The organism is Streptomyces sp. NBC_00376 (assembly GCF_036077095.1).
In the GTDB taxonomy this organism is placed as follows: domain Bacteria; phylum Actinomycetota; class Actinomycetes; order Streptomycetales; family Streptomycetaceae; genus Streptomyces.
Genome location: NZ_CP107960.1, coordinates 8,140,377 through 8,166,464, shown reverse-complemented (window position 1 = coordinate 8,166,464; position 26,088 = coordinate 8,140,377). Strand labels below are relative to the sequence as shown.

The window sequence follows — 26,088 nt, the reverse complement described above, 5'->3', positions numbered from 1 at the left end:
CCGCCCTGACCCCAGTCGGGTGAAAGCTGCGGTCACACCCTCCGGCTGGACCCTCATACCACCGCGACCACCGAGAATCGGCCCTCCGTCGGCCTTGCGGCCACGATCACGGAGTGCACGGTGGATGGAACCCTCTCGCTGATTCTCCTCCTTCTCTTCCTCTGGGGTCTCTACTCGCAGCGACTGGCACGCGTCGAACTCACCGCCCCCGTGGCGTTCGTGGCTCTGGGCCTGCTGCTGGCCGAAGGGCTCGGCGTACTGGACCTGGCCCCCTCGCCCGGTACGGTACGGGCGCTCGCCGAGACCACCCTGACCTGGGTGCTCTTCACCGACGCCGCACGGCTGTCCTTCCGGGCGCTCCGTCCCGACCTCGGTCTGTACGTGCGGCTCCTGCTGCTCGCCCTGCCGATGTGCATCGGCCTCGGCGCGCTCATGGCCACGGCCCTGCTCCCCGGTGTGTCGGGCTGGGCCGCGCTGTACGTCGGGGCCGCACTCGCCCCGACGGACGCCGCGCTCGGCGCCACGATGATGGTCGATCCGGTGGTGCCCGAGAGGATCCGCCGGCTCATCAACGTCGAGAGCGGCCTGAACGACGGCATCGCCACCCCGTTCGTCGTCATCGCCCTCGCCGCGGTCGCCGCGGCCGGAAGCACGTCGAGCGCCCATGCCTCCGAGGGCGCCCTGGTGGAACTCGCCATCGGCCTGGCCTACGGCACGGTGCTGGGGCTGACGGCCGGGTGGCTGCTGCGTTCCGCCCTGCGCAGGGGCTGGACCACCGAAGGCGTCGCCGGGCCGGGCGTCCTGGCGCTGGCCCTGTTGAGCTACACCTCGGCCATCGCGATCGGCGGCAACGGTTTCGTCGCCGCCTTCATCGCCGGCCTGGCCTTCGGCTCGGCACACGCCGCCTCACAGCACGTGCTGCTGTTCGTCGAGCAGTCCGCCTCGCTGCTCTCCGTGCTGGTCTGGCTGCTCTTCGGCGCCGTGCTGGTGCCGGCTGCCGTCACTCACCTCACCTGGCAGGCACTGCTCTACGCGGTGCTGAGCCTGACGGTGCTGCGCATGGTGCCGGTGGCTCTGTCCTTGACCGGAAGCGGTCTGGACCGAAGAACCGTCCTGTTCGTGGGCTGGTTCGGTCCGCGTGGACTGGCATCCGTCATCTTCGCTCTGCTGGCGGTCGAGGACCTGGCCCCGTCCGCCGCACGGACGATCGTCCCGGTGGTCGCCTGCACCGTGCTGCTCAGCGTCCTCGCACACGGCATCACGTCCACTCCCCTCGCCCAGCGCTACGGCAGAGCCTCGAAGGCCACCGGCGCGCCCACCGCGGGCCCGGCCGTGAACGCTCTGCCCGTCCGGGGCATGACGGCGGGCACCAACCCCGGTCACACACCATGAGCACCGTCCGGCAGGGTGTCGGCGCACAGGAACCAGGCGAGCCAGGGCCACGACATCTCTCCGGACGCCGTCGAAGGGCAGCGCTGAGGCGTGTCGTCACACTTCCGTCGTGACCCTGACTGTGTTCAGCGGTCATGGACCGACCGAGGCCGTTGTCAGCCGCGAGTGACCCGCAGGCTGTACGTGACCTCCGCGTCGGCCATGATGCCGTTGTTGCGCGCGGTGATCGTGAACCGCTTGGCGCCCGGGGCGGTGGGGACTCCGGTGATGCCGCCGGTGTCCTTGTTCAGGCTCAGTCCGGCGGGCAGCGCGCCGGACGTGACCTCGTACCGGACCGTCCGGGGCGAGCTGGAGGTGACCTTGAACGCGTACAGCTCACCCACGCGGCCGTCGGCCGGCTCCGGTGTCGTGAAACCGGGCTTCGGCGCCTGCACCGGCTGAGCCGGGCCGACCGGACTGCCGGACGAGTCCAGCTCCTGCAGCGACCACTCCTTCCCCTCGGTCATCTCGCTCAGGTGCCAGTTCTTCTTCTCGTCGGTCATGAGCTGCTGCTGGGCGGGCGTGAAGGCGCCGGCCTCGACGGCGGAGTTCCAGATCCGTACCGCGGTGAGGACCGCCGCGGTGTCGGATCCCTTGGCGAGACTGTCCGTGCTCGTCTCGAACCAGCCGAAGTTCGCGCCGATCGACGCGCCGAGGGCCAGGTTGTGCTCGACGCCGAGCGTGCTCGTGCCTCCGCCGATCGGCAGTGAACCGCCCATGGCGGGGAGGAAGTTGGCCCGGTAGAAGTTGTTGTTCCTGGTCACCTGCGCGTAGTTGGAATCGGACCAGCCGATGCCGCCCCAGCTGATCCGCGACTGGGCGAACCAGGAGTTGGACGACGGGTTGGAGGCCTCGCAGATGAAGCCGTCCCTGGAGTCGAGCCGGCGGTAGATCCCGTTGACCAGGTGAGCGAAGCCCTGGCCGCGCCAGCCGCTCCAGGACACCTCCTCCAGTCCGTCGTAGGAGATGCTCCGTACACCGGTGGTGTTGGCCATGGTGGCAAGGCGGGTGGCGATCTCGTCGATGACCGGCAGGTCGCCTCGCGCTCCGCCGTACTGGTTCTCGCTGACCCGGGTGGCGTCGGCCCCGGCGGGGTGGGCCGCCGCGGACGATCCCCACTGCGCCCGGCTGACGCCGGTGAACTGCCACTCGTCGGCGCCGGCCTGCGTCACAGCGGAGAACGTGAGGAACTCGTCGCCGATGCGCAGCCGGCGGCCGATGACGTGACCGCCGCCCCCGGAGTCTCCGTCGGCGTACAGGGTCGTGTCCGACGCGGCCAGAGCGCGGGTCAGCTGCACGGTCGCGCCGACCGTGAGCCGCTTGTCGGCCGGTGCGGGAGAGATGTACGGGTCATTGGCCTGGATGAAATTGGACAGGGTGTGCACGCCGACCCGCATGCCGCCCGCGGCGGCGGTCGCGACCAGTTGAGCCGCGGCGGCGTCCGAGCCGCCGAAGCCGCTGTTGAACTGGTAGTGCCCCGTCGACTTCCAGGGACCGGCCGCACCCTGCACGGAGTAGACGTTCTCGATGCCCGCCTGCTTCGCGAACTTCATGGCGTCGAAGAGGTTCGAGCTGCCGAGGGACGACAGGGCCAGGAACGGCTGCCGGGTCGCCCGGGCCACCTTCTGCCACTGCCCGTCGATGGTCGGGTACGGCAGGTGCTCGCCCTGCGCGATCTGGCTGAGCACGGTGAGCACGAGATCAGGGGCGCTGCCGTACACGGCCAGCTTCGATCCGAGGATCCGGCCTTCGAAGCCCGGCAGCGGACCGATCCGGATGCCGTCCTCGCGGGTCCGTACGGTGCTGTAGTCGTAGGAGTAGGCGCGCAGAATGCTGCCCCACGACGTCTTCGCCGCGGCGCCCCACTCGTTCTGCGTTCCGGCCTCCCCGTACGGCTTCGGCCTCACCTCCGAGCCGAACCCGTACGCGTCGAACTCTTTGGGCCAGCCGCCGACGGTCTTGTCGTTGAGCGGGGTGATACCGAGGGCGAAGCTACTGTCGCGGACCACACCGACGGCCTCGCCGACGGTGTCGGTGACGCTGGTGGCCAACGGCCCCCACAGCAGGGTCCGCACGTCCACACCCGGCGCGGCGTCCAGACCGACGACCTCGAGCGTCGCGTACGTCGCGTGGTCGACGACCTTGACCTCGACCGTCGCCCGGTCGCCGCTGAACACCAGCACGTGCCGGTCCCGCCGGGAGACCTTCACCTGGGTGGGGGCATCCTGCTCTCCGTCGCCCAGGACGACGGACACCAGGGGGAGCGACCTGCCCGCCGCCAGATGGTCGGTTCCCGTGCGTATGTCCTTCAGTTCGACGACCCGGCCCGTCGGGTCGAGACCCAGCGACAGGAATCCCGCCCTGATCCGCAACGGGCGGCCGGCCTGCTCCGTGAACGCCGGCCCTGCTGCTGCAGCCGGCTGGGCGAGGGCCGGTGTCGCGATCAGCGCCAGCGAACTGACACCGCCGGCGATCAGGAATTTTCTTCTGTCCACGATTCCTCCAAATCGACATGCACCGATATGTCTTGTGTTCTACGTGGAGGGCGCTATCGGTTGTGCAGTGGTGCCGGCCGACGTCGTCACCGGCCGGCACCACGTCTCTCAGCGGCGCAGGAGGTTCGTCGCCGGGCTCGCGGCCCGGACCTCGATGCGCCGGAGCGAATAGCCGAAGGACGACGTGCGCTTGATGCCCTGCATGCGGATGTACCGGCCCGAGGCGGGAGCGAAAGTGAGGTCGTCCACGCGGGCGCCCGCCGCCTTGTCCCGGACGGCGGCGGCTGTCTTCCAGTTCGTCCCGTCGTCGGAGACCTGGATGTCGTAGTCCTTTCCGGACGCCGTCTCCCAGTCGAGCAGGACGCGGCGGACCGTCTGTACCTGACCCAGGTCCACCTGGATCCATTCGCCGTCACGGTAGGCGCTGGCCCAGCGGCTCACCGGGTCGCCGTCGGTGGCGTTCTCCGGTCCCAGGCTGGGCACTTCGGACGACGACGCGGTGGCCGGCCGGTGCAGCGCCAGATCCGCTGCGTCGAAGACGCGCATGCTCCACAGCGCGAAGCCGTCCTGCTTGCGGGCCGCTTCGGTGCCGACGAGACGCACGTACCGGGCGGTGACCGGCTCGAAGGTGAGCGTGTCGGACCCCGCGGACGCGCGGTCCGTGCGGCGGGCGACGGTGGCCCAGGTCGTGCCGTCGCCGGACACCTGGATCGCGTAGTCGCGGCCGTGTGCGGGCGCCCAGTCCAGGTCGGCCCTGGTGACGATCTCGGGGCGGCCGAGGTCCACGCGGAGCCAGGCGTGATCTCCCGGGCCGCTCTGCCACTTGGTCGTGCTCACCCCGTCGAATGCCGCGTCGGCCGTGCCCGCGGACGCGGACGCCGGCTTGCCCGCGCTCAGCTCACTGTTGGCCGGGGTGGCGAGTGTCGTGGCGACCTCGGTGAGCCCCGTACCCACGCCGAGCTTGCGCACGGTCGACATGAAATCGCTGTACGGAACGCCCGAGTCGGCACCGCTCCACATCTTCTGCGCGAGGACGCCGAAGGTGGGCTCGACCAGTTCGTGCACGTCGAGTTCGGTGTAGCTGGACTTGGTCAGGTCGTTCCACACCGAGGACATGGCGCCGAGGAGCTGGGGGTCCTTCGGTGCGACGCTCTGGCCGTCGGGGAATACGTTGGGTTCCCAGTTGTCGTAGAGGTACTTACCGTCCAGGCCGTGGCCGTGGTAGTAGCTCGCGAACGGGACGATGTAGAGCAGGGCGTCGTTGGTGTTGATGAACGAGTAGCCGTCCTTCTTGGCGGCCTGCGGGCCGTACCAGGAGTTGTTCCAGCTGTTGAGGGTGACGTCGCGGTCGAAGCCCTCGGTGTCGGACGTCATCAGGGACAGGCTGCCCCAGGCGCGCGGATGCTTGCCGAGCGTGCGGATGTGGGCGGCGATCTCGTTGAAGTAGCTCTTGTAGCGGGGCTTGTCCGACCGGTACTCGTCGGCGCCGAAGTGCATGTCCGGACCGCGGAACCACGGCGTGAACTCGTCGAACACCGACTTCATGAACGCGGTGGTCTCCGGCTTGGACAGGTCCAGGTGGTCGGAGTCGCCGTTGTTGAGGCCCAGGGACGGCTTGAACCGGATGAACGCGAGCGAATGGGCGGGGGCGTCGAACTCGGGGACGAGCGTGACGCCGTTGGCGGCGGCAGTGTCCTCGAAGGAGTCCCAGTCGTGCCGGTCGTACGCCCCGTCCTTCGAGGCCAGGCCGGACAGCGCGGGGTTGTCGGTCCTGAGCCGGAAGCCGGCCTGGGCCTCGCTCCAGGGCCGGTCGCCCTTGAACCCGTTGTCGTTGAGGTGGATCTGGAACTCGTTGAGCTTGAACCAGCCCATGAGGCGGATGTAGTCGCGGATGAAGTCCGCGGTGAAGAAGCGCCGCCCGACATCCAGCGTGAAGCCCCGCACCTTGTAGTTCGGCCAGTCCACGGCGGTGCCCACGGGGACGGAGTCACGGCCGTCGTCGAGCAGCAGGATCTGCAGGAGCGTACGCGTGCCGTAGTAGACGCCCTTCGCGGTCGGCGCGGCGATCCGCACGTTCTCGCCGGTGACCGTGAAGGTGTAGCCCTCTTCCTCGAACCGGGCGCTGTCCACCGCTTCGGGCAGGGTGGGATCGATCGAAAGCACGATGTCGCCGCTTTGCGGGTGGCGCGGCGACAGGGTCGGCTTGCGCCCCATGACCTGCTCGATCTCCTCGGGGAGGGTGGCGAGTTGATCGCGGAGACGGTCGCGGTGCGCTCCGGCGAACACGATGCGGCTGTGCCGGCTCAGCTCGAAGAATCCGGTGCGGCCCTGCCACTTCTGGAGGGCGGGCACCACTGCGGGTTTCGCGTTGACCTGGTCGGGGGCGGCGCTCGCCGGTGTGGCGGGAGCAGCGAGGGCGAGCAGGGAGACCATCAACGCGAGAAGGCACAACAGCTGTGTTGGACGCACTCTCATATGAAACTCCAAGCGTTCTCGATGGATTCGTTCCTGGAGGTTCGTGCGGGTGACGCGACGGGGAGCAGGTGCCGGGCCGTGCCCCGACCGAGGCCGGGGCACGGCCCGGCAGCGGTCACGGCCGGGTCGTCACCTTGTAGGTGGTCTTCGCGTCCGCGACGATCCCGCCGTTCTTTGCTGTGATGGTGAACTTGCTGGTGCCGGGGGCGGTCGGGATTCCGGTGATGCCGCCGGTGTCCTGGTTGAGGGTCAGGCCGCGCGGGAGGCGGCCGTCGGTGACCTCGTAGCGGATGGTCCGCGGAGTCGTCGAGGTCACCTTGAAGGCGTACAGCTTTCCGACCCGGGCGTCCGTCGGCTCCGACGTGGCGAAGCCCGGCGTCGGGGCCTTGATCGACTGCGGGTCACCGATCGGCTGACCGGACGTGTCCATCTCCTGCAGCGTCCACTCGGCGTCCGGCGTGACCTCGCTCAGGTGCCAGTGCCTGCTCGCGACGCCCAGCTGCTTCTTCTGCTCGGCAGTGAACGCGCCGGATGCTCGCGCGGACTCCCACATCCGGACGGCGGCGAGCAGCACGGCGGTGTTCTGCCCGGACTGGAGGCTGCTCACGCTGGTCTCGAAGTTGATGCCGGCGTCCAGAGAGGCCGCGTGCGCCAGGGTGTCCTCGATCTTCTGCAGGGCGTCGCCGCCCGAGAGCCCCTGCTGGCCCATCATCCCGGGCAGGTAGTTCGCCCGGTAGAAGATGTTGCTGCGGATGATCTGGGCGTAGCTCGTGGGGCCGATCTCACCCCAGCTCGCCCTGGACTGGGCGTCCCAGGTGTTCGACGCGAGGTTGCTGCACTCGGTGATGAAGTTCTTCGTGGTGACCTGCCGGTGGACGCCGTTGACGAGCCGGGCGAAGCCGTAGCCGCCCCAGCCGTTGTAGCCGGTACCTTCGAGCCCGTCGTAGGACGTGGCGTGGACCCCGCTGGTGTTGTAGGCGGTGGCCAGCCGGGTCGCGATCTCGTCGGTGATCGGCAGACTGGCCAGGGCGCCGCCGTAGCCGTTCTGGATGAGCCGGGCGACGGTGGTACCGGCCGGGTAGTCCTTGGCGGCCGAGGACCACTGTGCCCGGCTCAGGCCGCTGACCTGCCACTCGGTGTTGCTGACCTTGGTGACGGAATCGTAGGTGATGAACTCGTCGCCGATGCGCAGCCGTTGACCGTCGACGCCGGAGGCCAGCAGGCCGTTGGCATCCACGTACAGCGTGGTGTCCGACCCGGCCAGCGGGCGGGTGAGCCGGGCGGAGCCGCCCACCGCGAGCCGTGGATCGGCCGGCGCCTTCACGTACGGGTCGTTGGCATCGATGAAGGTGGACAGGGTGTGCACCCCGACCTCGATGCCCTCCTTCGCCGCTGCGGCCACCAACTGGGCGGCTGCCGCGTCCGATCCGCCGAAGGAGCCGTTGAACTGGTAGTGCCCGTGCGACACCCACGGCCCGTTGCCGCTGATCGCGTAGATGTTCCGCACCCCGGCCTGCGCGGCAAGCTTGGCGGCCGCTGTGACGGTGCCCGTGTTGAGGTCGTGGACCCAGAAGTGGGTCTGCGAGGTGCGCTGGGCCGCCTTCTGCCACTGGCCGTCGAGGGTGGGGTACGCCTGGTTGTGCTCCTTGGCGATCTGGCTGAGCACGGTCAGGGCGAGATCCGGCGCACTACCGAACAGGGCGATCTTCGACCCGACGATCCGGCCCTCGGGCGCGGGCAGCGGGCCGAGCGGGATCTCGTAACCGTTGGTGCGCTGCCGGACCCGTGCCTTGCTGTAGTCGTAGGTGGTGGCGCGCAGGACGCTGCCCCACGTGGTCTTCGCAGCGACGTTGCTCGCCAGCCACTCGTCCTTCGCACCGGTCTGCAGGCCGTACGGATTCCATACGAGGTCAGGACCGAACCCGTACGCCAGATGCTCGTTCGGCCACCCGCCCACCGTCTTGTCGTTCAGCGGCCGGACCCCCATGACGAAACCGGAGTTGGCGACCACACCGGCCGTCTCGCCGATGGTGTCGTCGAGCGTCGTCGGCAGCGGACCCCACAGCAGCGTCTGCACATCCACACCCGAGGCGGCCGTCAGGCCGACGACTTCAAGTGTGGAATGCGTGGCAAACCCGACGGCCTCCACGTGGATCGTCACGCTCTCGCCGACGAACTCAAGGACCTGCCGGTGGTGCGCACGGTCACGCGACACGACCCGCACCTTCGCGGGAACCACGTGCTTGCCGTCGGCCACCACGCTGACCAGCGGCACGGGGGTGTCCTTGGCCAGGTGGTCGGTGCCGTCGCGCAGGTCCACCAGGCTGTCCACGTATCCGGAGCCGCTGATGCCCACCGACAGGAAGCCCGCCCCGATCCGCAGCGACGGGGACGTCTTGGTCCTGGCCGTTCGCGCGGCATGCGCGGGTCCGGCGGCCATGGCCACGGCCGTGGCCGAACTCAAGCCGCTGGCAACCAGAAAGCGACGCCTGTCCACATGTCCTCCTAGGTGAAGTGACTCTCGATGACGCGCGGGATCGCTGATCAGCTGCCCGTGAACAGCACAGAGGGGCGCATGGCCGGCAAACGTCGAGCGACGAACAAGGTCACCTGGATAGTTCGTATTCTTCAACGAAGATGGTTCGCGCTGTTCCGAGGAGCGGGATCGGCGGACGGCCGTGAGCCGGAGAGCCCATGGGCCTGCCCGTGCAGGGAAGTGCGCTTGCTTCTCCTGTGTAACTACCGCAGCACAAGTGCGGTCTAGCGTGCACGGCACGGAAGTGGCCGTCAAGGCTTAGTTCGGATCTATTCCCGATGACAGGAGTGCTCCGTGGAGCGGTCCGAGCACCCCTGTGCGGGCGGCCCGGGAGGTATCTTGGGGGCCCAGCACTTGGTATTTCGTGACGGCATGCATCGGATACATGGAGCAACATGACTGGATCTTCCCGGCCCGCGTCCGCGGCATCGGAGACGGAGACTGAGGCGGCTCCCTACCGCCCCGGCTACGAGGTCGCGGCGGAGCGCATCCTGGAGTACGTCGCCCGGCAGGGGATGGGGCCCGGCGACCGGCTGCCGACGGAGAAGGACCTGGCGGCCGAAGTGGACATGAGCAGGACGGTGGTGCGAGAGGGCGTCAAGATCCTCTCGGCCCTCGGGAGGCTCTCGGTGGAGAAGGGGCGCGGCATCTTCGTGGCGCATCCCAGGAACGACCTGTGGTCCGACACGTTCTCCCGGTTCCTGCCGACCGACCCGAGCCGCGTCGGTGAACTGTTCGAGTTCCGGCGCTTCACCGAGGCCGAGACCAGCGGGCTCGCGGCCGCGCGGGCCACACCGGTTCAGCTCAGGGCGATCCGCGAGGCGGCGCAGCGCTCGGCTGAGGCCGCCGAGCGCGACGACCACGAGTCGTTCGGCCGGGCCGATGCGGAGTTCCATCAGGCGATCGGCGCGGCAGCGGGGAACGCGTTCCTCTCCAGCCTGGTCGACGCGATCCAGCGGCTGCAGCGACAGGTCACCATCGTGGCCCTGGCCGACTCCGCACCGGGATCACTCGCCGGGGCCGCGGAGCAGCACCTGGCGATCCTGGAAGCGATCGGGGCCGGTGAGCAGGAACAGGCCGCCGCCCTCATGGCCCGCCATATCGACACGACGGAACTCCAGGTCCAGCGAGAGATCCGCAATCGCATCTTTGCCGCTCCCGCCGCTCCCGCCGGCCGGGACGGGGCGTGACCGCGGACGACAGCCTCGATCAGTAGCGCCCCGCCGCCCGCCCCGCCGCCCACACCGGAAACGACCAGGCGACGGGGCGTGCCGGGGTCGTGAACCGCGCCACCGATGCGTCTCGTTCCTGCGAAGCGAATCCGTCGGGGCCGGCGAAACTCTACCGACATGTATCAGATCTATTGCCGCCCTGGTTCAGGCAATAACTCCGTCTCATCTCTTGACATGCCGTCGCGTGCGGACTTCCATACCCCAAGGTGCCCCGACGGGCGAACGCTGAGGGGAAGCGGTCGCCCCCGAGAGCAGCAGGACTCTGGGAAGAGTCTGAACCATGTGACGGATTCGGTGGACGGTCGGCAGCGGGATTCCCTCTCTCGTCTCGGTACGAACAAGACAGCGACTCGGTACCGCCCCCGGACAACGACGGGTAGGGGAAGTTGGACATGATGCGCAATCCGATACTCACGAGAACTGCCGCCCTCGCAGGTGCTCTCCTCCTGGCCGGGTGCACGGCCGGCAGTTCCGGTACGAGTGCGTCCAAGGGCGACGGCGACAAGGTCACCCTGACCTTCCTCACCTTCGAAACGCCCAACCTGGACGCGAAGTACTGGGACGCCGCGATCGACCGCGCCTCGGCGAAGGTGCCCGGGGTGACGATCAAGAAGCTCGTGTCGCCCAGCGCCGACCGCACCGGGTACGCGAAGCAGCTCGACAGCACGGGGCAGTTCCCGGACGTCATGATCGGCCTGAACCCCGCCGGATTCGCCGAGGCGGGCAAGCTGTCACCGTGGACGGACAAGGAACTCGCGACGTACGGGAACCCCCGCGCCAACACCTACGACGGCAAGGTCTACCAGCTGCCCTACGCCGCCCAGACGACGCTCGTCTACTACAACAAGAAGGACTTCGCGGCGGCCGGCATCGACACACCGCCCCAAACGTACCGTGAACTGCTCGACGACAGCGCCAAGTTGAAGAAGAAGGGCATCAACCCCTTCGTGGTCGGCGGTGGCGGCAAGGATTCCTGGGCCGACATGTTCCCGCTGATCTGCACGGTGGCCACCGACGTCTACAAGAAGACGCCGGACTGGCTGTCCCAACGTGCCAAGGGAAAGGTCAAGTTCACCGACCCGGCGTTCGTCGCCGCCGCCCAGAAGGTCGCCGGCCTCGCGGACAAGGGATACATCGACCGCGCCGGCCTTTCCCGCTCCTACGCGGACACCGAACAGGCCTTCCGTGACGGAAAGGGCGCGATGTATCCGATGGGCAGCTGGTTCTCCGCCTCGGCCGACACGAAGAAGCCGGACTTCGACACGGGCGTCTTCGCGTGGCCCACGGACCAAGGGGCCCCGGCGCTCCCCGGCGTCCTCGGCGGCGGGATGACGGTGAGCTCCAAGGCCTCCGATGTTCCTCTGGCCAAGAAGTGGGCCAAGGCCTTCATGGAGGACCAGAAGAACCTGGACGCCGCCGTCAAGGCCGACGGGCTCATCATCGACATCAAGGGCTACAGCCCGCCCAGCACCATGGGCCCCGTCTACAAGAAGACCGTGGCGGCGTATCGGCAGGCCCAGAAGGACGACGGGATCGTCAACTCGTTCTCCCAGGAGACCGGTGACGGTTCCCTGCCGCCCGGCCTGGCCGACAAGGCCGCGGCCGGCGTCCAGAATCTCCTCGGCGGGCGAATGACAGCCCGTCAGTTCGGTGCCTACATGGACGAGCAGTGGGACAAGGCCACCCGATAATGCGCATACGTACCCTGACTCGACCGGATGGTTCCGCCGCCGCGCCCGAGGCGAAGGACACGGCAGCGGTCCGACCACAGCACACCCCCGCGCGGCGGTCGTCGCGACCGTCCCGGCGCTTCCGGCCGAACGGCGGACCGGGCCGCTTCGCTCTCTTCGCGGCTCCCGGACTGCTCGCCTACCTGGCCCTCGTCCTGGTGCCGATCGGCATGACCGCCGGCTACAGCCTCACCAACAAGAACCCCTTCAACCCGCCGACCCGGTGGGTGGGCCTGTCCAACCTCACGAGCCTGTTCTCCGACGACGACTTCCTCAAAGCACTGCAGAACACCGTCGTCATCACCGTGATCGTGACGCTGGTGACCAACGCCGGCGGCCTGGCGATCGCCCTGCTGCTCGACCGGCGCGGCTGGCTGTACAACGCTCTGCGCAGCGTGTTCTTCGTACCGGTCGTGCTGAGCGCCGTGGTGGTCAGCGTCATCTGGCAGGCGATCCTCGTCGACGACGGCCTGCTCAACTCGATGCTGCGACAGCTGGGGGTGAGCCATCCGCCGGGCTGGCTCTCCGACCCGAGCCTCGCCCTCTACACGGTCTCGTGGGTCATCGCCTGGCAGGGGCTCGGCTTCTGCGTGGTGATCTACCTGGCCGGACTGCAGGGCATCCCGCAGGAGTTGCACGAAGCGGCGGCCATCGACGGCTGCGGACCACTGATGCGGTTCCGCCACGTCACCTGGCCGATGCTGGCACCCGCCGTCACCATCAACACGGTCATGTCACTGATCGGCGGATTCAAGGCCTACGACCAGATCCAGGTGCTCACCAACGGCGGCCCCGGCCCCGGCACCACATCCACCCTCGCCTTCCAGGTGATCCAGACCGCGTTCAACGGCAACCACGTCGGCTACGCCTCCGCGATGGCCGTGGCGATGCTGATCCTGGTCGCGACCGTCTCCGTGATCGCGCTCGGGTGGCTGCAGAAACGCGAGGTGTCCGCATGAGCACGAACACGAAGATGAACCCGGACCTGGACGCAAACATGAACAGGGGTGGAACACGGGCGTGGATACGTCCGGTCGTCGCGCTCCTCGCCGGCCTGCTGTTCTTCCTGCCGATCTACCTCGTGCTGGTCAACGTGTTCAAGGACGGTTCGGCGATCGTGTCGAACCCGGTCGGCCTCCCGGTCCCACCGACCCTGGACAACATCCAGAGCGTGCTGTCGCGCCCGGACCACCTCTTCTGGTACGGGCTGGTCAACAGCACGGAGGTCACCGTGATCTCCATCCTCGTCATCACCGCGATCTCCGCCATGCTCGGCCACTACCTGGCCCGGTCGACCGGCGTCCTGTCCAAGGTCATCATGGTCGTCCTGCTCTGCGGTCTCATGGTGCCGCCCGCGGTGATCCTCACCCCGATCACCGAAGTCCTGCGCACGCTGGGGCTGATGAGCAGCGTGCCCGGACTGGTCCTGGCGTATGTCGGCTACTACATGCCGTTCGGGGTGTTCGTCTTCGCGGGCTTCGCCAAGACGATCCCCCGAGAGCTCGAAGAAGCCGCGGCGATCGACGGCGCCGGAGCGTTCCGCGCCTTCTGGCAGGTGGTCTTCCCGCTGATGCGGCCGGCCTCGGCCAGCGTGGTGATCTTCCTCGGCGTCTGGATCTGGAACGACTTCCTCAACCCGCTGATCGTCCTGGGCCCGGCAGCAGGCACCACGGTGACCGTCGGCATCTACCGGGCCATCGGCGAACACCAGGCGGACTTCGGCTCGGTCTTCGCCTTCATGTTCCTGGCGACACTGCCCATCCTCGTCTTCTACCTGGCCTTCCAGAAGCAGTTCGTCAAGGGCCTCACAGGAGGAGCGACGAAGGGTTGAGATCGGCCGGTACGGCTGGGCATGTGACAGGGGGCGGGGACCGACGCAAGCCCCGCCCCCGTCACATGTCGCGGACTTCGGACGCTCGCGCCCCTTCACGCCCGTTCATGTCCTTTCACGTCCCTTCGGCGAGAGGCACTCCTCACCCCATGCACTCCACAGCACCCGTGCACACCGCCACCGCCGTCGACGCACTGTCACTGGGTGCCGCCGCCCTGGGGAACCTGTTCCACGCGGTCAGCGACGAGGACGCGGCCGCCGCCATGGAGGCCGCCTGGAACTGCGGCATCCGAGCGTTCGACACCGCTCCGCACTACGGACTCGGCCTGTCCGAGCGCCGGCTGGGGGACGCGCTGCGCACCCGGCCACGTACGCAGTTCACGCTGTCCACCAAGGTCGGCCGCCTGCTGCGCGCACGCGCCGGGCCGCCCGGCGACGACCTGGCGAACGGCTTCGCCGTCCCGGCCACCCACGAACGGGTGTGGGACTTCAGCGCCCGCGGTGTACGCACCGGCGTCGAGGAAAGCCTCGCCCGGCTCGGTCTCGACCGCGTGGACACCGTCTACCTGCACGATCCGGACAGCCACGAGCGCGAGGCCTTCGACTGCGCCTACCCCGAGCTGGAGCGGATGCGTGCGGAGGGCATGGTCGGGGCGATCGGCGTCGGCATGAATCAGACCGCGATGCCGACACGCTTCGTCCGCGACACCGACATCGACGTGGTCCTGCTGGCCGGCCGCTACTCCCTGCTAGACCAGAGCGCTCTGGCCGCACTGCTGCCGCTGGCGGCGCAGCGCGGAGTGTCCGTGCTGGTCGGCGGGGTGTTCAACTCGGGCCTCCTCGCCGATCCCCAGCCGGGCGCGACCTTCGACTACGCACCGGCCCCGGCACACCTGCTGGACCGGGCGCTGGCTCTGCGCACGCTGTGCGAGACCTTCGGGGTTCCGCTGCGGGCAGCCGCCCTGCAATTCCCGCTGGGGCACCCGGCGGTCGCCGGTGTGCTGCTCGGGGCACGCAGCGCCGCCGAGGTGACGGACGCCACCGCGATGATCAGCCACCCCGTACCCGAGGAGATGTGGCTCGCCCTGCGTGCCCAGGGTCTGCTGCCGCCGGACGTGCCGGTGCCTGTGCCGACATCGATCTGAAACTCAATTCGCTGGAACACGCACACAAGGATGGTTGCAGAATGCTTGACAGGAGAAACTGCCTTTCTTTGTTGGCGGCCGCCGGAGTCGGAGCGAAGATCGCTCTCGAACCCACGGTCTCGCGAGCCCAATCGCTCGACGCAGGGGTTGCCGGAGCCAGCGGCCAGACTGCGGAACTCAGCCGTGCTCTGCGCGAGCTGCACGGCTCCCTCCTGGTATCGGTTCGGGAATATGACGGCACGACGCTGTGCCGGGCCCAGCAGTTCGACGGCGACCTGCTGACCGACGGACCGCGACAGTGGCAACTGAAGTGGGATACGCGGCGGGTACCCGATGGTCACGGGTGGGAGGTCACCCTGACCTGCACCCTGGAGAAGGGGGCGGCGGAACAGACCGCGATCTCCGTGGATTTCCCCTTCGAGAGCTGGGAGACCGCTAACTACGTGATGATTCCCGGAATCATCTACAACGGCAATCGCTATCGCGCCATCGGCAACGGATACAATCCGGACTATCCGGCAGACATGTACTACAACCCACGGACACCGCTGACGATATCGAACAACCCGCGACTGGCCGTCGATGCTGCGGCGACCTCACGGATCGAGCTGGCGACGTGCAACACTGCCGCCCCGGCGATGAGCTTCTTCTCGCCCAAGTTCGGAAAGGGCTGGATCGTCCTCACCGAGCAAGGAACCCGCCTGGGAAACAGTGGACTCTCGGTCGAGGAGAGCGCGAGCAGGGAAAGCTGTGAATTCAGCATCTCGGCACCGGTCATGCGCCGGCAGGCGGCAGGTTTCGGCGGCTTTCGGCCGAGCGGTGACAGTGCGTCGAACTGGGCCCCCGGTGACACGGTTTCGATTCGCTTCCAGGTTTTCACCTTCGATGCCGACGGAATTCCGGCAGTCCTGCAAAAGTTCATGGATGTGCGAAAGTCGCTCACCGGCCCCACCGTGCCTCGCAACCTGCTTCCGATGAGTAAGCTGGCCGAGCTCGGCACCAACATCTGCCGAGGAAATTTCACAGAGACCAAGGCAGGCCGCTACTACCTGCCGGAAAACTCCAGGCACTTTCAACTGGGTTGGGTCAGCGGAATGATCAACACCTACCCCATGTTGGCTCTGAATGACCCGACGGAACGGGACAGGGTCTCCGATGAGCTTGACTTCATCTGTTCCCGCATGAAGGGGCAGAGCGGATTCTTCTACGGCTTCATCAGCGAAGACGGCGAGATCCTCTCAGAGAAGGCCCACCCCGACTTCCCTGCTGTGCAGGCGATGGTGCGCAAGAACGGAGACATGCTCTTCTGGCTGATCAAGCACGTGATGCTCCTGAAGGCACAAGGGCACGGCGACACCATCAAGGAATCCTGGGAACTGGCCGCGGCCGGTCTGGCCGAAGCGTTCACCCGGACCTGGCGAAAGCACGGAGAATTCGGTCAGTACATCGTTCCCGGAACAGGCGACATCGCCGTGTACAACTCGACGGCCGGCGCCATCGCTCCGGCCGGGCTCGCCCTGGCGGCCGAATACTTCCACCGTCCGGACTGGTTGGCCGCGGCCGAGGAAGCAGCCGAATTCTACTATGAGCGCGACATCAAGTCCCGTGGGTTCACCAGTGGAGCGTGCGCGGATATTTCACAGGATGCGGACTCCGAAACGGCGTTCGGTCTCCTGGAGTCATTCATGGCGCTGCACCAGTACACCGGAAAGAAGATATGGCTGAACCGCGCGAAGGTCCAGGCTGCTTTGTGCTCGTCCTGGACTCTTGCGTACGATCCTCTGTTTCCGGCAGGCAGTGATATCGCGCGGCTGGAGGGAAGGATGGCGGGCGCCGTTTGGGCAAGCAGCCAGAACAAACATGCCGCGCCCGGTGTCTGTACGTCCTCCGCCGACCACCTGTTCAAGCTGTATCGGGCTACTGGGGACAAGAAGTACGCTGAACTCATCAGCGATATCCAGCATGCCCACGCCGAGGCCGTCAACATGCCGGGACACATCACCACCGACTACCTCATCGGTTCGAGCATGGAGCGGATCCAGCCCAGCGACGCCGAGGGCAAGGGTGCCGTCGGTGATTTCATCAGGACGTGAAACTCCTGGACCGAGACCAATGGTGTCTTGATGGCACTCGAACTTCCCGGAATCTACGTCCGGCCCGGGGAAGGAATTCTCATTCCCTTTGATCACGTCGAGGCCGAGCATGTCAGCGAGAGCCGTCAGGCGGCCGTAGTCCGCTTGACCAACAAAACGGCCTACGCGGCAAGGGTGTCGGTACTGGCGGAAACGGCCCGCCAATCGGCCCGCCCCCTCGGGTACACGGCGTTCCTCAACTGGCCGCAGGTCGAAGTCCCGGCGGGTGGGTCGGTCACCGTGCGGATCACGAGGAAAGGCAAGGTCGCACGTCAAGCCTGATCCGACTGAGCCTGTCCCCGTCCACGGTCTGTGACCCGCGGCAGGCAAACGGCGGAGGGGGCGGACGCTGCTGCGTCCGCCCCCTCCGCCGTTTGCCCCTGATGTCACTCGAGATGGAAGACCTCTTCGGCAGGTGCCCACCACTCGCCGTCGCCGGCGCTGTCCAGTGGCTGCTGGCAGGGGTCGGTACGGGCCCACCAGTCCCGGGTGACCGGGCACTCGGCGATGAGCGCGGTGTCGGCCGCGTAGTCCTCGCCGGTGTACTCGAGGTAGCTGAAGAGCAGCCCATCACGCAGGAAGATCGAGTAGTTGCCGATGTGGGCGCGCTCGAGGGTCGCGAGGACCTCGGGCCAGGCCGCCGCGTGCAAGGCTCGGTATTCCGCCTCGAGTTCCCCACGCAGGCGTATGACCGAGGCGTAGCGTTGCACGGGCATGGTGTGGCTCCTTTCCACGAAGCACTGAGGCATTGAGACGTTGAGCCGTTGGAAACCTGAAACATCGTCAAGGACGTTCCGGAGCGGCCCTGTTGGTTCGAACGGAAGTCGTCACCAGCCCGGTTGATCGAAGCCGATGCCGGGGGCCGACGGCGCCCGCACCAGCCCGTCGGCACCGACCGCCGGCTCGCGCTGCACGGGGTTGGTGTAGACGAGGGACTCGTAGTAGGTGGTGTTGGGGATCGCCATGCACAGGTGGGCATTGACCACTCCGCTGCCGTGCACCTCGGCCCGCAGGTTGTAGCTCTCGGCCAGGTGCGCGATGCGCAGGGCTCCGGTGATCCCGCCTTTGAGCTGCGCACTGGTGCGGACCCGGCTCGCCGCGCCCGCCATGATGAAGTCACCGACGTTGAAATGCGCGCCGTCGGACGTCTCCGCGACCAGCAGCGGAATGTCGACCTGTTCGGCCAGCCACCGGTGGGCGGTCACGCTGAACTCGCGCATCGGCTCCTCGTACCACAGGTAGTCCGCCTCGGAAAGCGCGCGGCCGAGGTACACCGAGTCCGCGAGGTCGAACCCGGCCGAGCCGTCGTACATGAGCGGGACGTCGTCACCGACGTGGGCCCGCAGCTTCTGGCACAGGTCCGCGTCGGCTCGCGGGTCTCCCCACGCGTGCAGCTTGATGGCGGAGTAGCCGAGCTCCAGACACTGGTCGGCCACATCGAGGTACTCCTCGACGCTGCCGAAAGTGACCGTGCTCGCGTAGGCGGGGATGGCCTCGCGGTAGGGGCCGAGCAGCCGGTGGACCGGCTGTCCGGCCGCGAGACCGGCCAGGTCCCACAGCGCTACGTCGACCAGGCCGAGCGCGTAGATGGGGAGCTCCTCTATACGGTCCAGCTCCCACAGGCGGTGCCACAGCAGCTCGCGCATCAGCGGGTCGCGGCCGAGCAGGTCCTCACGTATACGGCGGTTCACCAGATCGGCGACGATCAGCCCACGTCTCGTGTGCGCCTCGCCCACCAAGCCTTCGTCCGTGTGGACCCGCAGGATCCCGCCCACGACCGCCGGCTCCGATCCGGGCAGCCCTGCCCGCCACCGGAAGGGCGGCTGAGCGGGCAGATCGACCAGTTCCACAGTCACGTCGGTGATTCGCATGGGTGTCCTTCATGGGTGGTGGTGTGGGGTTCAGGCGTTGGGGTGGCCCGGGGCGATGCGGTGCCGGATCTCTCGTTGGAACTGGTGGGTGGTCCGGTCTATGTGGTGGGCCATGAGGGTGTGCGCGTGCGTGGGTTCGCCGGTGGCGATTGCGTGGGCGATGGCTTCGTGCTGGGCGGCGGCGTCGCGCAGGGATCCGCCCGCGAGGCCGGCCAGTCCTATGGCGGTGACCTGGTGTTGCAGGCGACGCAGGGTGTCGATGGTGGCGGCGAAGAAGGCGTTGTTGGTGGCTGTGGCGATGGCGGTGTGGAAGGTGTCGTCGGCGTGGCTGAAGGCGTCGATGTCGTCCTGCCGGGCGGCCCGGGTGGACTGGTGGGCGGCCGCGCGGACGGCTTTGACCTGGGCGGGAGTGGCGCGTTCGGCGGCCAGGCGGGCGGTGGTGGTTTCCAAGTGGCGCCGGAATTCGAAGAGTTCGTCGACCTGACGCAGATCGGCGGGCAGGAAGTGGGTCAGGGAGTGCTGCCAGGAGGACTGGTCGGGCTGGGCGACATAGATGCCGCGGCCCTTGTGCACGGACAGCCGGCCCAGCGCGGAGAGGATCTTCACCGCCTCGCGGACCACGGTCCGGCTCATCCCCACCCGGTCGGCCAGGTCCTGCTCGGTGGGCAGCCGGGCGCCGGGCCCCAGGCCGGCCAGGACGAGGTACTCGAGGATGCGTTCGGCCGCGACCTCGTAGCCGGGACGGTAACCGGCCCCATCGCCCGGGGGTTGCGGCGCGGGTGCGGTGCTGTGGGCTGCGCGGGTCACCGGCACTCCCCTTTCACGTCGGTCCACTTCTCCGTCGATCCATGTCACGGCGGTCCGGACGGTACGGCGGTCCACGTCGGGCGTGAGGTTGCCGAACGACGCAGAGACGCACCATCTGCGATATGTTTCTGATACATCAGCCAATTCGGGGTCAGTGAATCACATCCAAACTCTTGACGCCAGGATCCGGTGAACTCAGACTCGTTCCGTCCCGCACCGACCACCTCGCCCCACCTCTCACCGGGGCAACATCCTTCTCTGCCCGGCCGCAGCACCTCCGAGAGCGCGGCCGCCCTGGTGGTCGACACCATCCCGACCCCCTCAGAATCAAGACAATCCCACCATGCAACCGGATATGTTCCAGATCTATCATCCGGTCATCCTCGCTCTGCTGGGGTCGAAACCTTCTGAAAGGGCAAGCACCTTGGACGACATCAGGCTCGGCGTCATCGGCCTGGGTAATCGCAGCGACCTGGCCGACCTGGCCCACCGGCCCGGTTCGGGCTCACTGGTGGCCGCCGCCTGCGACCGCGACCGGCAGTTGCTGACGCGCGCCGAACAGCGATTCGGCACCCGGGTGCGGACCGCCGCCGATCACCACGAGCTGCTCGACGCGGGACTCGACGGCGTGCTGGTGCTGACTCCGGACCACACGCACGGGGAGATCGGCCTGGACTTCCTTCAGGCCGGTGTACCGGTGTTCCTGGACAAACCGATGGCGATCACCACCGAGGGGTGCGACCGGCTGCTCGCGGCGGCTCACCGGCATCGGACCCCGTTGTACGTGGGCCACAACATGCGCCACATGCCGGTCGTGGTGGCCATGCGTGAACTGATCGTCAAGGGGGCGATCGGCGAGGTCAAGGCCATCTGGTGCCGCCATTTCGTCGGCCACGGCGGGGACTTCTACTTCAAGGACTGGCACGCGGACCGACGCCGCACCACCGGCCTGCTGCTGCAGAAGGGCGCGCACGACATTGATGTCATCCATTGGCTGGCCGACGGCTACACCCGGCGGGTGAACGCCATGGGCGGGCTGACGGTCTACGGGGACATCGACTCACACCGCGACCGCAGCGGGGAGCGGATGACCGAGTGGCTGTCGACGGAGAACTGGCCGCCGCTCACCCAGACCGGTCTCCACCCGGTGGTGGACGTGGAGGACCTGAGCATGATGCAGATGCAGCTGGACAACGGAGTTTTCGCGAGCTACCAGCAGTGTCACTACACCCCCGACTACTGGCGCAACTACACGGTGATCGGCACCGAGGGGCGCCTGGAGAACTTCGGCGACTCGGAGGGAGCGGAGGTCCACGTGTGGAACCGCCGCTCCGACGGCCGCGCCGAGGCCGATCTGGTGGTGCCCGTGCACACACCGACCGGCACGCACGGGGGCGCCGATCCCGTGCTGATGGCGGAGTTCCTGCGGTTCGCGCGGGACGGCGGAGCCACCGTCACCTCGCCCGTCGCGGCCCGCGAAGCGGTGGCCGCCGGCTACGCGGCCACCATGTCGTTGCGGGACGGCGGCCGGGCCGTCGAGGTCGCGGCCCCGGACCGGGAGTTGGCCGCGTACTTCGGGCACGGCCAGAGCTGATTCAGACAGACGGAAGCCGGCGGAATCCCGTCGGTGCTCCGGGACTCGCTTCAAGCGGCTCCGGTCCGGAAGGAATACGGACCGGAGCCCCTTGGCAGTCCGGAGGTCAGTCGGTCGGGCCCAGATCCGGGACGTCGCAGAGTTCGATCCGCTCGCCCGGCCGGTGCAGTTCCAGGATCACGAGTTCATTTCGGCCGGCCCGCCACACCGGGGCGGGGGCGTACAGGGTGCGCTGGGGTCCGCGGTCCCAGTAACGGCCGAGGGCGAAGCCGTTCAGCCACACCTGGCCCTTGGTCCAGCCCGGCAGGGCCAGGAAACCGTCGGCCGGTTCCGGTACCTCCAGCGTCGCACGGTGAAAGGCCGGGCCCTCGATCTGTTCGGCGGCCCCGAACCGCAGGCCTGCCAGATCGGTCAGCGGGAGGGGGCGGATCTCCCAGTCGAACTGGTACTGGCCGTCGATCCGGACGCCGCCGCTGATGCCCTTGCGATCCTCCAGCAAGGGGCCGTAGTTGATCCGTCCCATGTTCTCCACCAGCAGGTCGAGTTCGGCACCGGTGTCGGGGACGTTGATCGGCAGCGCGTCGAGCGGCCCTGTCCGCTCCAGGACGCCCAGCGGCACTCCGTCGAGGAACACCTGGGCCCGGTCCGCGAGGCCGTGCACGCGCAGGGTCGAGTCGGGGAAGGAGCCACGGAGCCACGTGCGGTAGTGGATCAGCCCCAGTGACTGGCCCAGCACCTCCATCGGTTCCGGTGAGAGCCGCTGCCGAGGAGTGGAGAGCACGTCGAGGCAGTCCGCCAGCGCCACCGCACCGTTCGGCCGTACCGTCTGCGGGGCGAGCCGGTCCGGTGTCGCGGGTATCGCGTACGGGATCGGGCCACGGTGCCGCTCGATCACCGCGCGGAACGCGTGGAACTTCTCGGTCAGCTCGCCGGCCTCACCGACCGGAGCGTCGTAGTCGTAGCTGGTGCAGGTGGGCTGGTAGTCGGTCTCGTTGTGGTTGGCTCCGTTCCACCACCCGAAGTTCGTGCCGCCGTGGCCCATGTAGATGTTGACCGAGGCGCCCTGAGTCAGCATCCGGTCCAGCTCCCCGGCGGCCTCGTCCGCGTTCCGTACGTGGTGGTGCTCGCCCCAGTGGTCGAACCAGCCGTGCCAGTACTCGGAGCACATCAGCGGGCCGGTCGGCTGGTGGCGGCGCAAGGTCGCCAGTGACTCCTCGGGCTGCGAGCCGAAGGTCGCGGTCGCCAGGGTGCCGGGCAGCATGCCCCCGCGCAGTACGCCGTCAGTGGCTCCGTCGGCGGTGAACAGCAGGCAGTCCACGCCGCGTCGGACCAGGCCCTGCCGCAGATGGTCGAGGTAGGGGGTGTCATGGCCGTAACTGCCGTACTCGTTCTCGACCTGGACGGCGATCACCGGCCCGCCCCGGCCGGCGAGCAGGGGGCGCAGGACTGGGATCAACTGGTCGAACCAGGCGTCCACGGCGGCCAGATAGCGGTCGTCGGTGCGGCGCAGCCGCAGCCCGGGGTCGGCCAGCAGCCATGCGGGGAGGCCGCCGAACTCCCACTCGGCGCAGATGTAGGGGCCGGGTCGCACGATCACGTCCAGGTCGAGCCGGGCAGCGGTGCGCAGGAAGCGGGCGACATCGGCCTGTCCGGAGAAGTCGGTCTGCCCGGGAGCCGGCTGGTGCAGATTCCAGGCGATATAGGTCTCGACGGTGTTGACGCCCATGGCGCGCAGCCGCAGCAGCCGGTCCTCCCACAGTTCGGGGTGGACACGGAAGTAGTGGATGGCGGCGGAGACGATCTGGTGGGGGCGTCCGGCGCGCAGGAAGCCGCGCTCGGTCACGATCAGTTCGGCGGTGGAACGGGGAGGGGTCACAGCTGTTCCCAGGGGGTCGGTGGTGTGGATGGAGGAGGCCTCGTCGCACGTGCCGGGCCGGTGTCAGCGGGAGTCTCCGAGCGGCGCGGTACGGTCGCCCGGCCGGCCGCACACCCCGGCCAGGTAAGCCGCGCCGAGCAGCGGGGCCTCGTCCGGCCGGTGTGCCGGGGTGATGACGACGCGTCGGTTGCGGACCGGATCGGCCTCGGTGAGCCCTGAGCGCAGCGGCTCGGCCAGGAGGTCCCAGGCCCCCGCGATCGCGCCCCCGACCACCAGAACCGTCGGCTCGAAGGCGGCGAGCAGTGGCCCGAGCACCTTTCCCAGGGCACGGAACGTCTCGGTGAACACCTCCGCCGCGGCCCGGTCCCCCTGCCGCGCCCGCCGGGCGATCTCCCGGACGTCGGGCGGCGCCGCGCCGGTCGCCCGTGCGTAGGCCCGCCGCAGGGCACGCCGGGACACCGTCTCCTCCAGGGGTCCGCCCGCGTAGCGCAGGTTGTGGACCCAGCCTTCGGGAGGGACCCCGGGGCCGTGCCGCAGTATCCGGCCGTCGCGCAGGAAGCAGGAACCCACACCGGTCCCGAGGGTGATACCGGCGGCGGTGCGGTGCCCGCGCGCCGCCCCGGCCCACCACTCGCCGAGCACGAACGCCTCCGCGTCGTTGCAGAAGCTGAGCGCGGTGGCGCCGGGCAGTGACGCCGTCAGGGCGGCCCGCAGATCGACCCCCCGCAGGGCTTCGAACTTGCCGACCCCTTCGAACCGCCCGATCCCGCGCTCGTAGTCGAACGGACCGGGCAGTGCCACGGCCCATGGGCCCGTGCCGAGGCCGGACAGCCGGTCGGCGCAGCGGACGAGGGCCGACAGGATCTCCTCGGCACTGCCGTCGCTGTCCACCGCCTCACGGAACGAGCGGCCGGACCGGAGACTGCGGGCGCGGATGTCGACACCGGCCGCGGTCACATGGGTGCCGCCGACCTCGAGGACCGAGACGGTGGCCTCGTCGGCGGGGCTCACCGCACCAGCGCCTTCACATAGCGCACCGGTCCCCCGCCCAGGGCCCGCACCCGGTAGGCGCCGACCGCGGCGGGCACGGTCAGTGTCTCGGCGTACGCCAGCACATGGCGGTGGCCGCTACTGGTCTCCAGGACGATTCCGTCGCCCTCCACGACGTTGAGGACGTGGAAGCGGTGGTCCGTGTCGTCGTCCGCGACGGTGTCCGGCGCCAGTGCGATCCGCCGGACCTCGAAGAACATCTCCGGGAGGCGGCCGATGACGTCCTCGTGCCAGCCGTCGCCCGAGCGCAGGGTGCGCGGCGTGGGGACCAGGTCCCTGGCCACGGCTTCCCCCGACCGGTCCGGGTCCAAGTTTTCGAACGCGTGGCCGACGTGGACCGGCCGCTGCCTGCCTTCGCTGTCCTTGCGCAGCCAGTCGTAGAGGCGAAGGCTGTACAGGTACGGCGTCGCGCTGATCTCGAGAACGACATTGCCCTCGCCGCTGCCGTGCGGGGTGCCGCCCGGGATGAGGAAGATCTGGTGCGGATCGGCCGGGAAGGTCTGGACGTACTGTTCGATGTCGAACGGCACGCCGTCGTGGAACGCCCGGTCCGCCTCGTGCCGGAAGGCCGAGAGGTCGGCGTCCTGGCGCAGCCCCAGGAACACCTGCCGGCCGGGCCCGCCGAGCATCATGTAGTAGGTCTCGTGCTGGGTGTACGGCCATCCGAATACGCGGCGCATGTAGTCCGACTGCGGGTGGCAGTGGACGGAGAGGTTGCCGCCGCCGACGGTGTCGAGGTAGTCGAAGCGGATCGGGAACGAGGTGCCGAACCTCGCGTGCACGTCGTCGCCGAGGATCGCCTCGGGGTGCGAGGCGACCAGTGCCTGCAGGGGCACCTCGACCCGCGGACCGTCCGGCGTACCCACCAGAATCCCGCTCTCGGGAGCGATGAGCTCGTAGCCCAGCGCGGTGTTGGCCGCCTCCTGGTTGAAGCCGAGCTGCTCCTGGGCCCAATGTCCGCCCCAGGACGTGGTGTTGAAGGTGGGGCGGGTACGGAAGGGCCGCCCGGCCAGATCTGCGAGGGCAGCGCGCAGGGCGACGCCCTCCAGCCAGGACGGGGCCTGCGCGTCCTGGGTGTCCAGCCACAGGTCGAGGCCGGACACGAGGGTGTCGCGGTGCCGGTCGAGGACGGGCCAGTCGATGTAGAAGAGCCGACGGGTCGTACCCGCCCCGGTACCGGCAGGCTGCCCCAGGTTGCGGCCGGTCCCGCCGGTGATCTGGGCCTCGGCGTACCGCTTGGGCAGGTCCGCGTACCAGAGCCGGTCGTGCGGCACCAGGGCCGCGCCCGGTCCGAAGACGACCGTCACGGTGTCGTCGGCGGCCCCGGGCTCCGGCAGCCCGGCGAAGAAGTCGGCGAGCCCGGCCCGGGACAGCGGGGCGAAGTCCGGGTCGTCCTCCAGTACTGCGGAGGCGGTCAGGGCGAGGACGTCCGGCCAGGGCGCGAAGTGCTCGCGCAGGTCGGTCTGTTTGGTCGCGACGGCGCGGGCGGCCAGCGCCTCACAGATCCCGGCGGCAACCGCCTCCCAGTCCACCGCAACCGGGCCGTCGACGGCGAGGACGAGACCCGGGGCGAGTCCGGCGACCGCCTCCCGGTACCCGGCGCCCACCTCCGCGGAGATGCTGTAACACGGTTCGGCTTCATAGCCGCGAACTTCCGACATGACGGTGTCAGCCTTTCTGTCTCTCGGTAGGGCTTGCTGATCGTGCGGCTCAGGCCGCTCCTGCAACGAGGGCCGGGAGCACCACACTGGGCGTGACGCCGGGGACGAGCGGCGCAGGCGCCGACCGCGCCATGGTCGGGACGGTTGGGGGCGACGGCGACCGGGTCGCCGTCGCCCTGCGGTCCGCTCAGCCTCCCCACGGCGCTCCAGGCGCCGGTCCGG

The 26,088-nt window shown here is 68.6% G+C and carries 18 protein-coding genes; 9 read left to right on the top strand and 9 right to left on the bottom strand.

What is annotated here, in order from left to right; genetic code table 11:
- Positions 1–120: 120 nt before the first annotated feature.
- Positions 121–1,392, top strand: coding sequence for a cation:proton antiporter (locus OG842_RS36585; RefSeq protein ID WP_266734693.1), 1,272 nt, complete (start codon positions 121–123; stop codon positions 1,390–1,392).
- A gap of 155 nt (positions 1,393–1,547) precedes the next feature.
- On the opposite strand, the gene OG842_RS36580 is transcribed toward OG842_RS36585, so the two are convergent.
- The 3 genes from OG842_RS36580 to OG842_RS36570 form a co-directional block, all read right to left on the bottom strand.
- Positions 1,548–3,926: an Ig domain-containing protein gene (locus OG842_RS36580; RefSeq protein WP_266734694.1), complete on the bottom strand. Its 2,379-nt coding sequence runs from the start codon at positions 3,924–3,926 to the stop codon at positions 1,548–1,550.
- A gap of 108 nt (positions 3,927–4,034) precedes the next feature.
- The gene (locus tag OG842_RS36575) at positions 4,035–6,395 is read right to left on the bottom strand and encodes a discoidin domain-containing protein (protein WP_266734696.1); all 2,361 of its coding nucleotides are present in this window, start codon (positions 6,393–6,395) and stop codon (positions 4,035–4,037) included.
- A gap of 121 nt (positions 6,396–6,516) precedes the next feature.
- Positions 6,517–8,841, bottom strand: coding sequence for an Ig domain-containing protein (locus tag OG842_RS36570; protein WP_266734698.1), 2,325 nt, complete (start codon positions 8,839–8,841; stop codon positions 6,517–6,519).
- Between the two features lie 491 nt (positions 8,842–9,332).
- On the opposite strand from OG842_RS36570, the gene OG842_RS36565 reads away from it, so the two are divergent.
- From OG842_RS36565 to OG842_RS36535, 7 genes are all read left to right on the top strand, one after another.
- Positions 9,333–10,127, top strand: a complete 795-nt coding sequence (locus OG842_RS36565) for a FadR/GntR family transcriptional regulator (protein ID WP_266692892.1) — start codon at positions 9,333–9,335, stop codon at positions 10,125–10,127.
- A 434-nt stretch (positions 10,128–10,561) separates the two neighbouring features.
- The gene (locus tag OG842_RS36560; protein ID WP_328512608.1) at positions 10,562–11,860 is read left to right on the top strand and encodes an ABC transporter substrate-binding protein; all 1,299 of its coding nucleotides are present in this window, start codon (positions 10,562–10,564) and stop codon (positions 11,858–11,860) included.
- Positions 11,860–12,858, top strand: a complete 999-nt coding sequence (locus OG842_RS36555) for a carbohydrate ABC transporter permease (RefSeq protein WP_266734702.1) — start codon at positions 11,860–11,862, stop codon at positions 12,856–12,858. Before OG842_RS36560 ends, OG842_RS36555 begins: the two co-directional genes overlap by 1 nt.
- A gap of 38 nt (positions 12,859–12,896) precedes the next feature.
- Complete coding sequence (locus OG842_RS36550) at positions 12,897–13,730, top strand: carbohydrate ABC transporter permease (RefSeq protein ID WP_266737255.1); 834 nt, start codon at positions 12,897–12,899, stop codon at positions 13,728–13,730.
- A 149-nt stretch (positions 13,731–13,879) separates the two neighbouring features.
- On the top strand, positions 13,880–14,875 hold the full coding sequence (locus OG842_RS36545; protein WP_266734703.1) for an aldo/keto reductase: 996 nt from the start codon (positions 13,880–13,882) through the stop codon (positions 14,873–14,875).
- A gap of 41 nt (positions 14,876–14,916) precedes the next feature.
- Entirely contained in the window at positions 14,917–16,968 is a 2,052-nt protein-coding gene (locus tag OG842_RS36540) for a hypothetical protein (protein ID WP_266734705.1), read from the top strand.
- Positions 16,969–16,998: 30 nt separating this feature from the next.
- Positions 16,999–17,289 (top strand): hypothetical protein, encoded by a 291-nt coding sequence (locus OG842_RS36535; protein WP_266734707.1) that lies wholly within the window; start codon positions 16,999–17,001, stop codon positions 17,287–17,289.
- A gap of 104 nt (positions 17,290–17,393) precedes the next feature.
- Here OG842_RS36535 and OG842_RS36530 read toward each other — a convergent pair whose 3' ends face one another.
- The 3 genes from OG842_RS36530 to OG842_RS36520 form a co-directional block, all read right to left on the bottom strand.
- Positions 17,394–17,723, bottom strand: coding sequence for an L-rhamnose mutarotase (locus OG842_RS36530; RefSeq protein ID WP_266734709.1), 330 nt, complete (start codon positions 17,721–17,723; stop codon positions 17,394–17,396).
- Between the two features lie 111 nt (positions 17,724–17,834).
- Positions 17,835–18,878: an enolase C-terminal domain-like protein gene (locus tag OG842_RS36525; protein ID WP_266734710.1), complete on the bottom strand. Its 1,044-nt coding sequence runs from the start codon at positions 18,876–18,878 to the stop codon at positions 17,835–17,837.
- A 30-nt stretch (positions 18,879–18,908) separates the two neighbouring features.
- Entirely contained in the window at positions 18,909–19,685 is a 777-nt protein-coding gene (locus tag OG842_RS36520) for a FadR/GntR family transcriptional regulator (protein WP_266734711.1), read from the bottom strand.
- Positions 19,686–20,109: 424 nt separating this feature from the next.
- Between OG842_RS36520 and OG842_RS36515 the strand changes: the two genes are divergently transcribed.
- Positions 20,110–21,279, top strand: coding sequence for a Gfo/Idh/MocA family protein (locus OG842_RS36515; RefSeq protein ID WP_266734713.1), 1,170 nt, complete (start codon positions 20,110–20,112; stop codon positions 21,277–21,279).
- Positions 21,280–21,385: 106 nt separating this feature from the next.
- Here OG842_RS36515 and OG842_RS36510 read toward each other — a convergent pair whose 3' ends face one another.
- The 3 genes from OG842_RS36510 to OG842_RS36500 all read right to left on the bottom strand — a co-directional run bounded on the left by OG842_RS36510 (position 21,386) and on the right by OG842_RS36500 (position 25,866).
- Positions 21,386–23,155 carry a glycoside hydrolase family 35 protein gene (locus OG842_RS36510; protein WP_266734715.1) on the bottom strand — a complete coding sequence of 590 codons (1,770 nt, stop codon included), beginning with the start codon at positions 23,153–23,155 and terminating at the stop codon, positions 21,386–21,388.
- 63 nt (positions 23,156–23,218) lie between these two features.
- On the bottom strand, positions 23,219–24,166 hold the full coding sequence (locus OG842_RS36505) for an ROK family protein (protein WP_266734717.1): 948 nt from the start codon (positions 24,164–24,166) through the stop codon (positions 23,219–23,221).
- On the bottom strand, positions 24,163–25,866 hold the full coding sequence (locus OG842_RS36500) for a class I mannose-6-phosphate isomerase (RefSeq protein WP_266734719.1): 1,704 nt from the start codon (positions 25,864–25,866) through the stop codon (positions 24,163–24,165). The genes OG842_RS36505 and OG842_RS36500 overlap by 4 nt, the downstream gene beginning before the upstream one ends.
- Between the last annotated feature and the right edge of the window lie 222 nt (positions 25,867–26,088).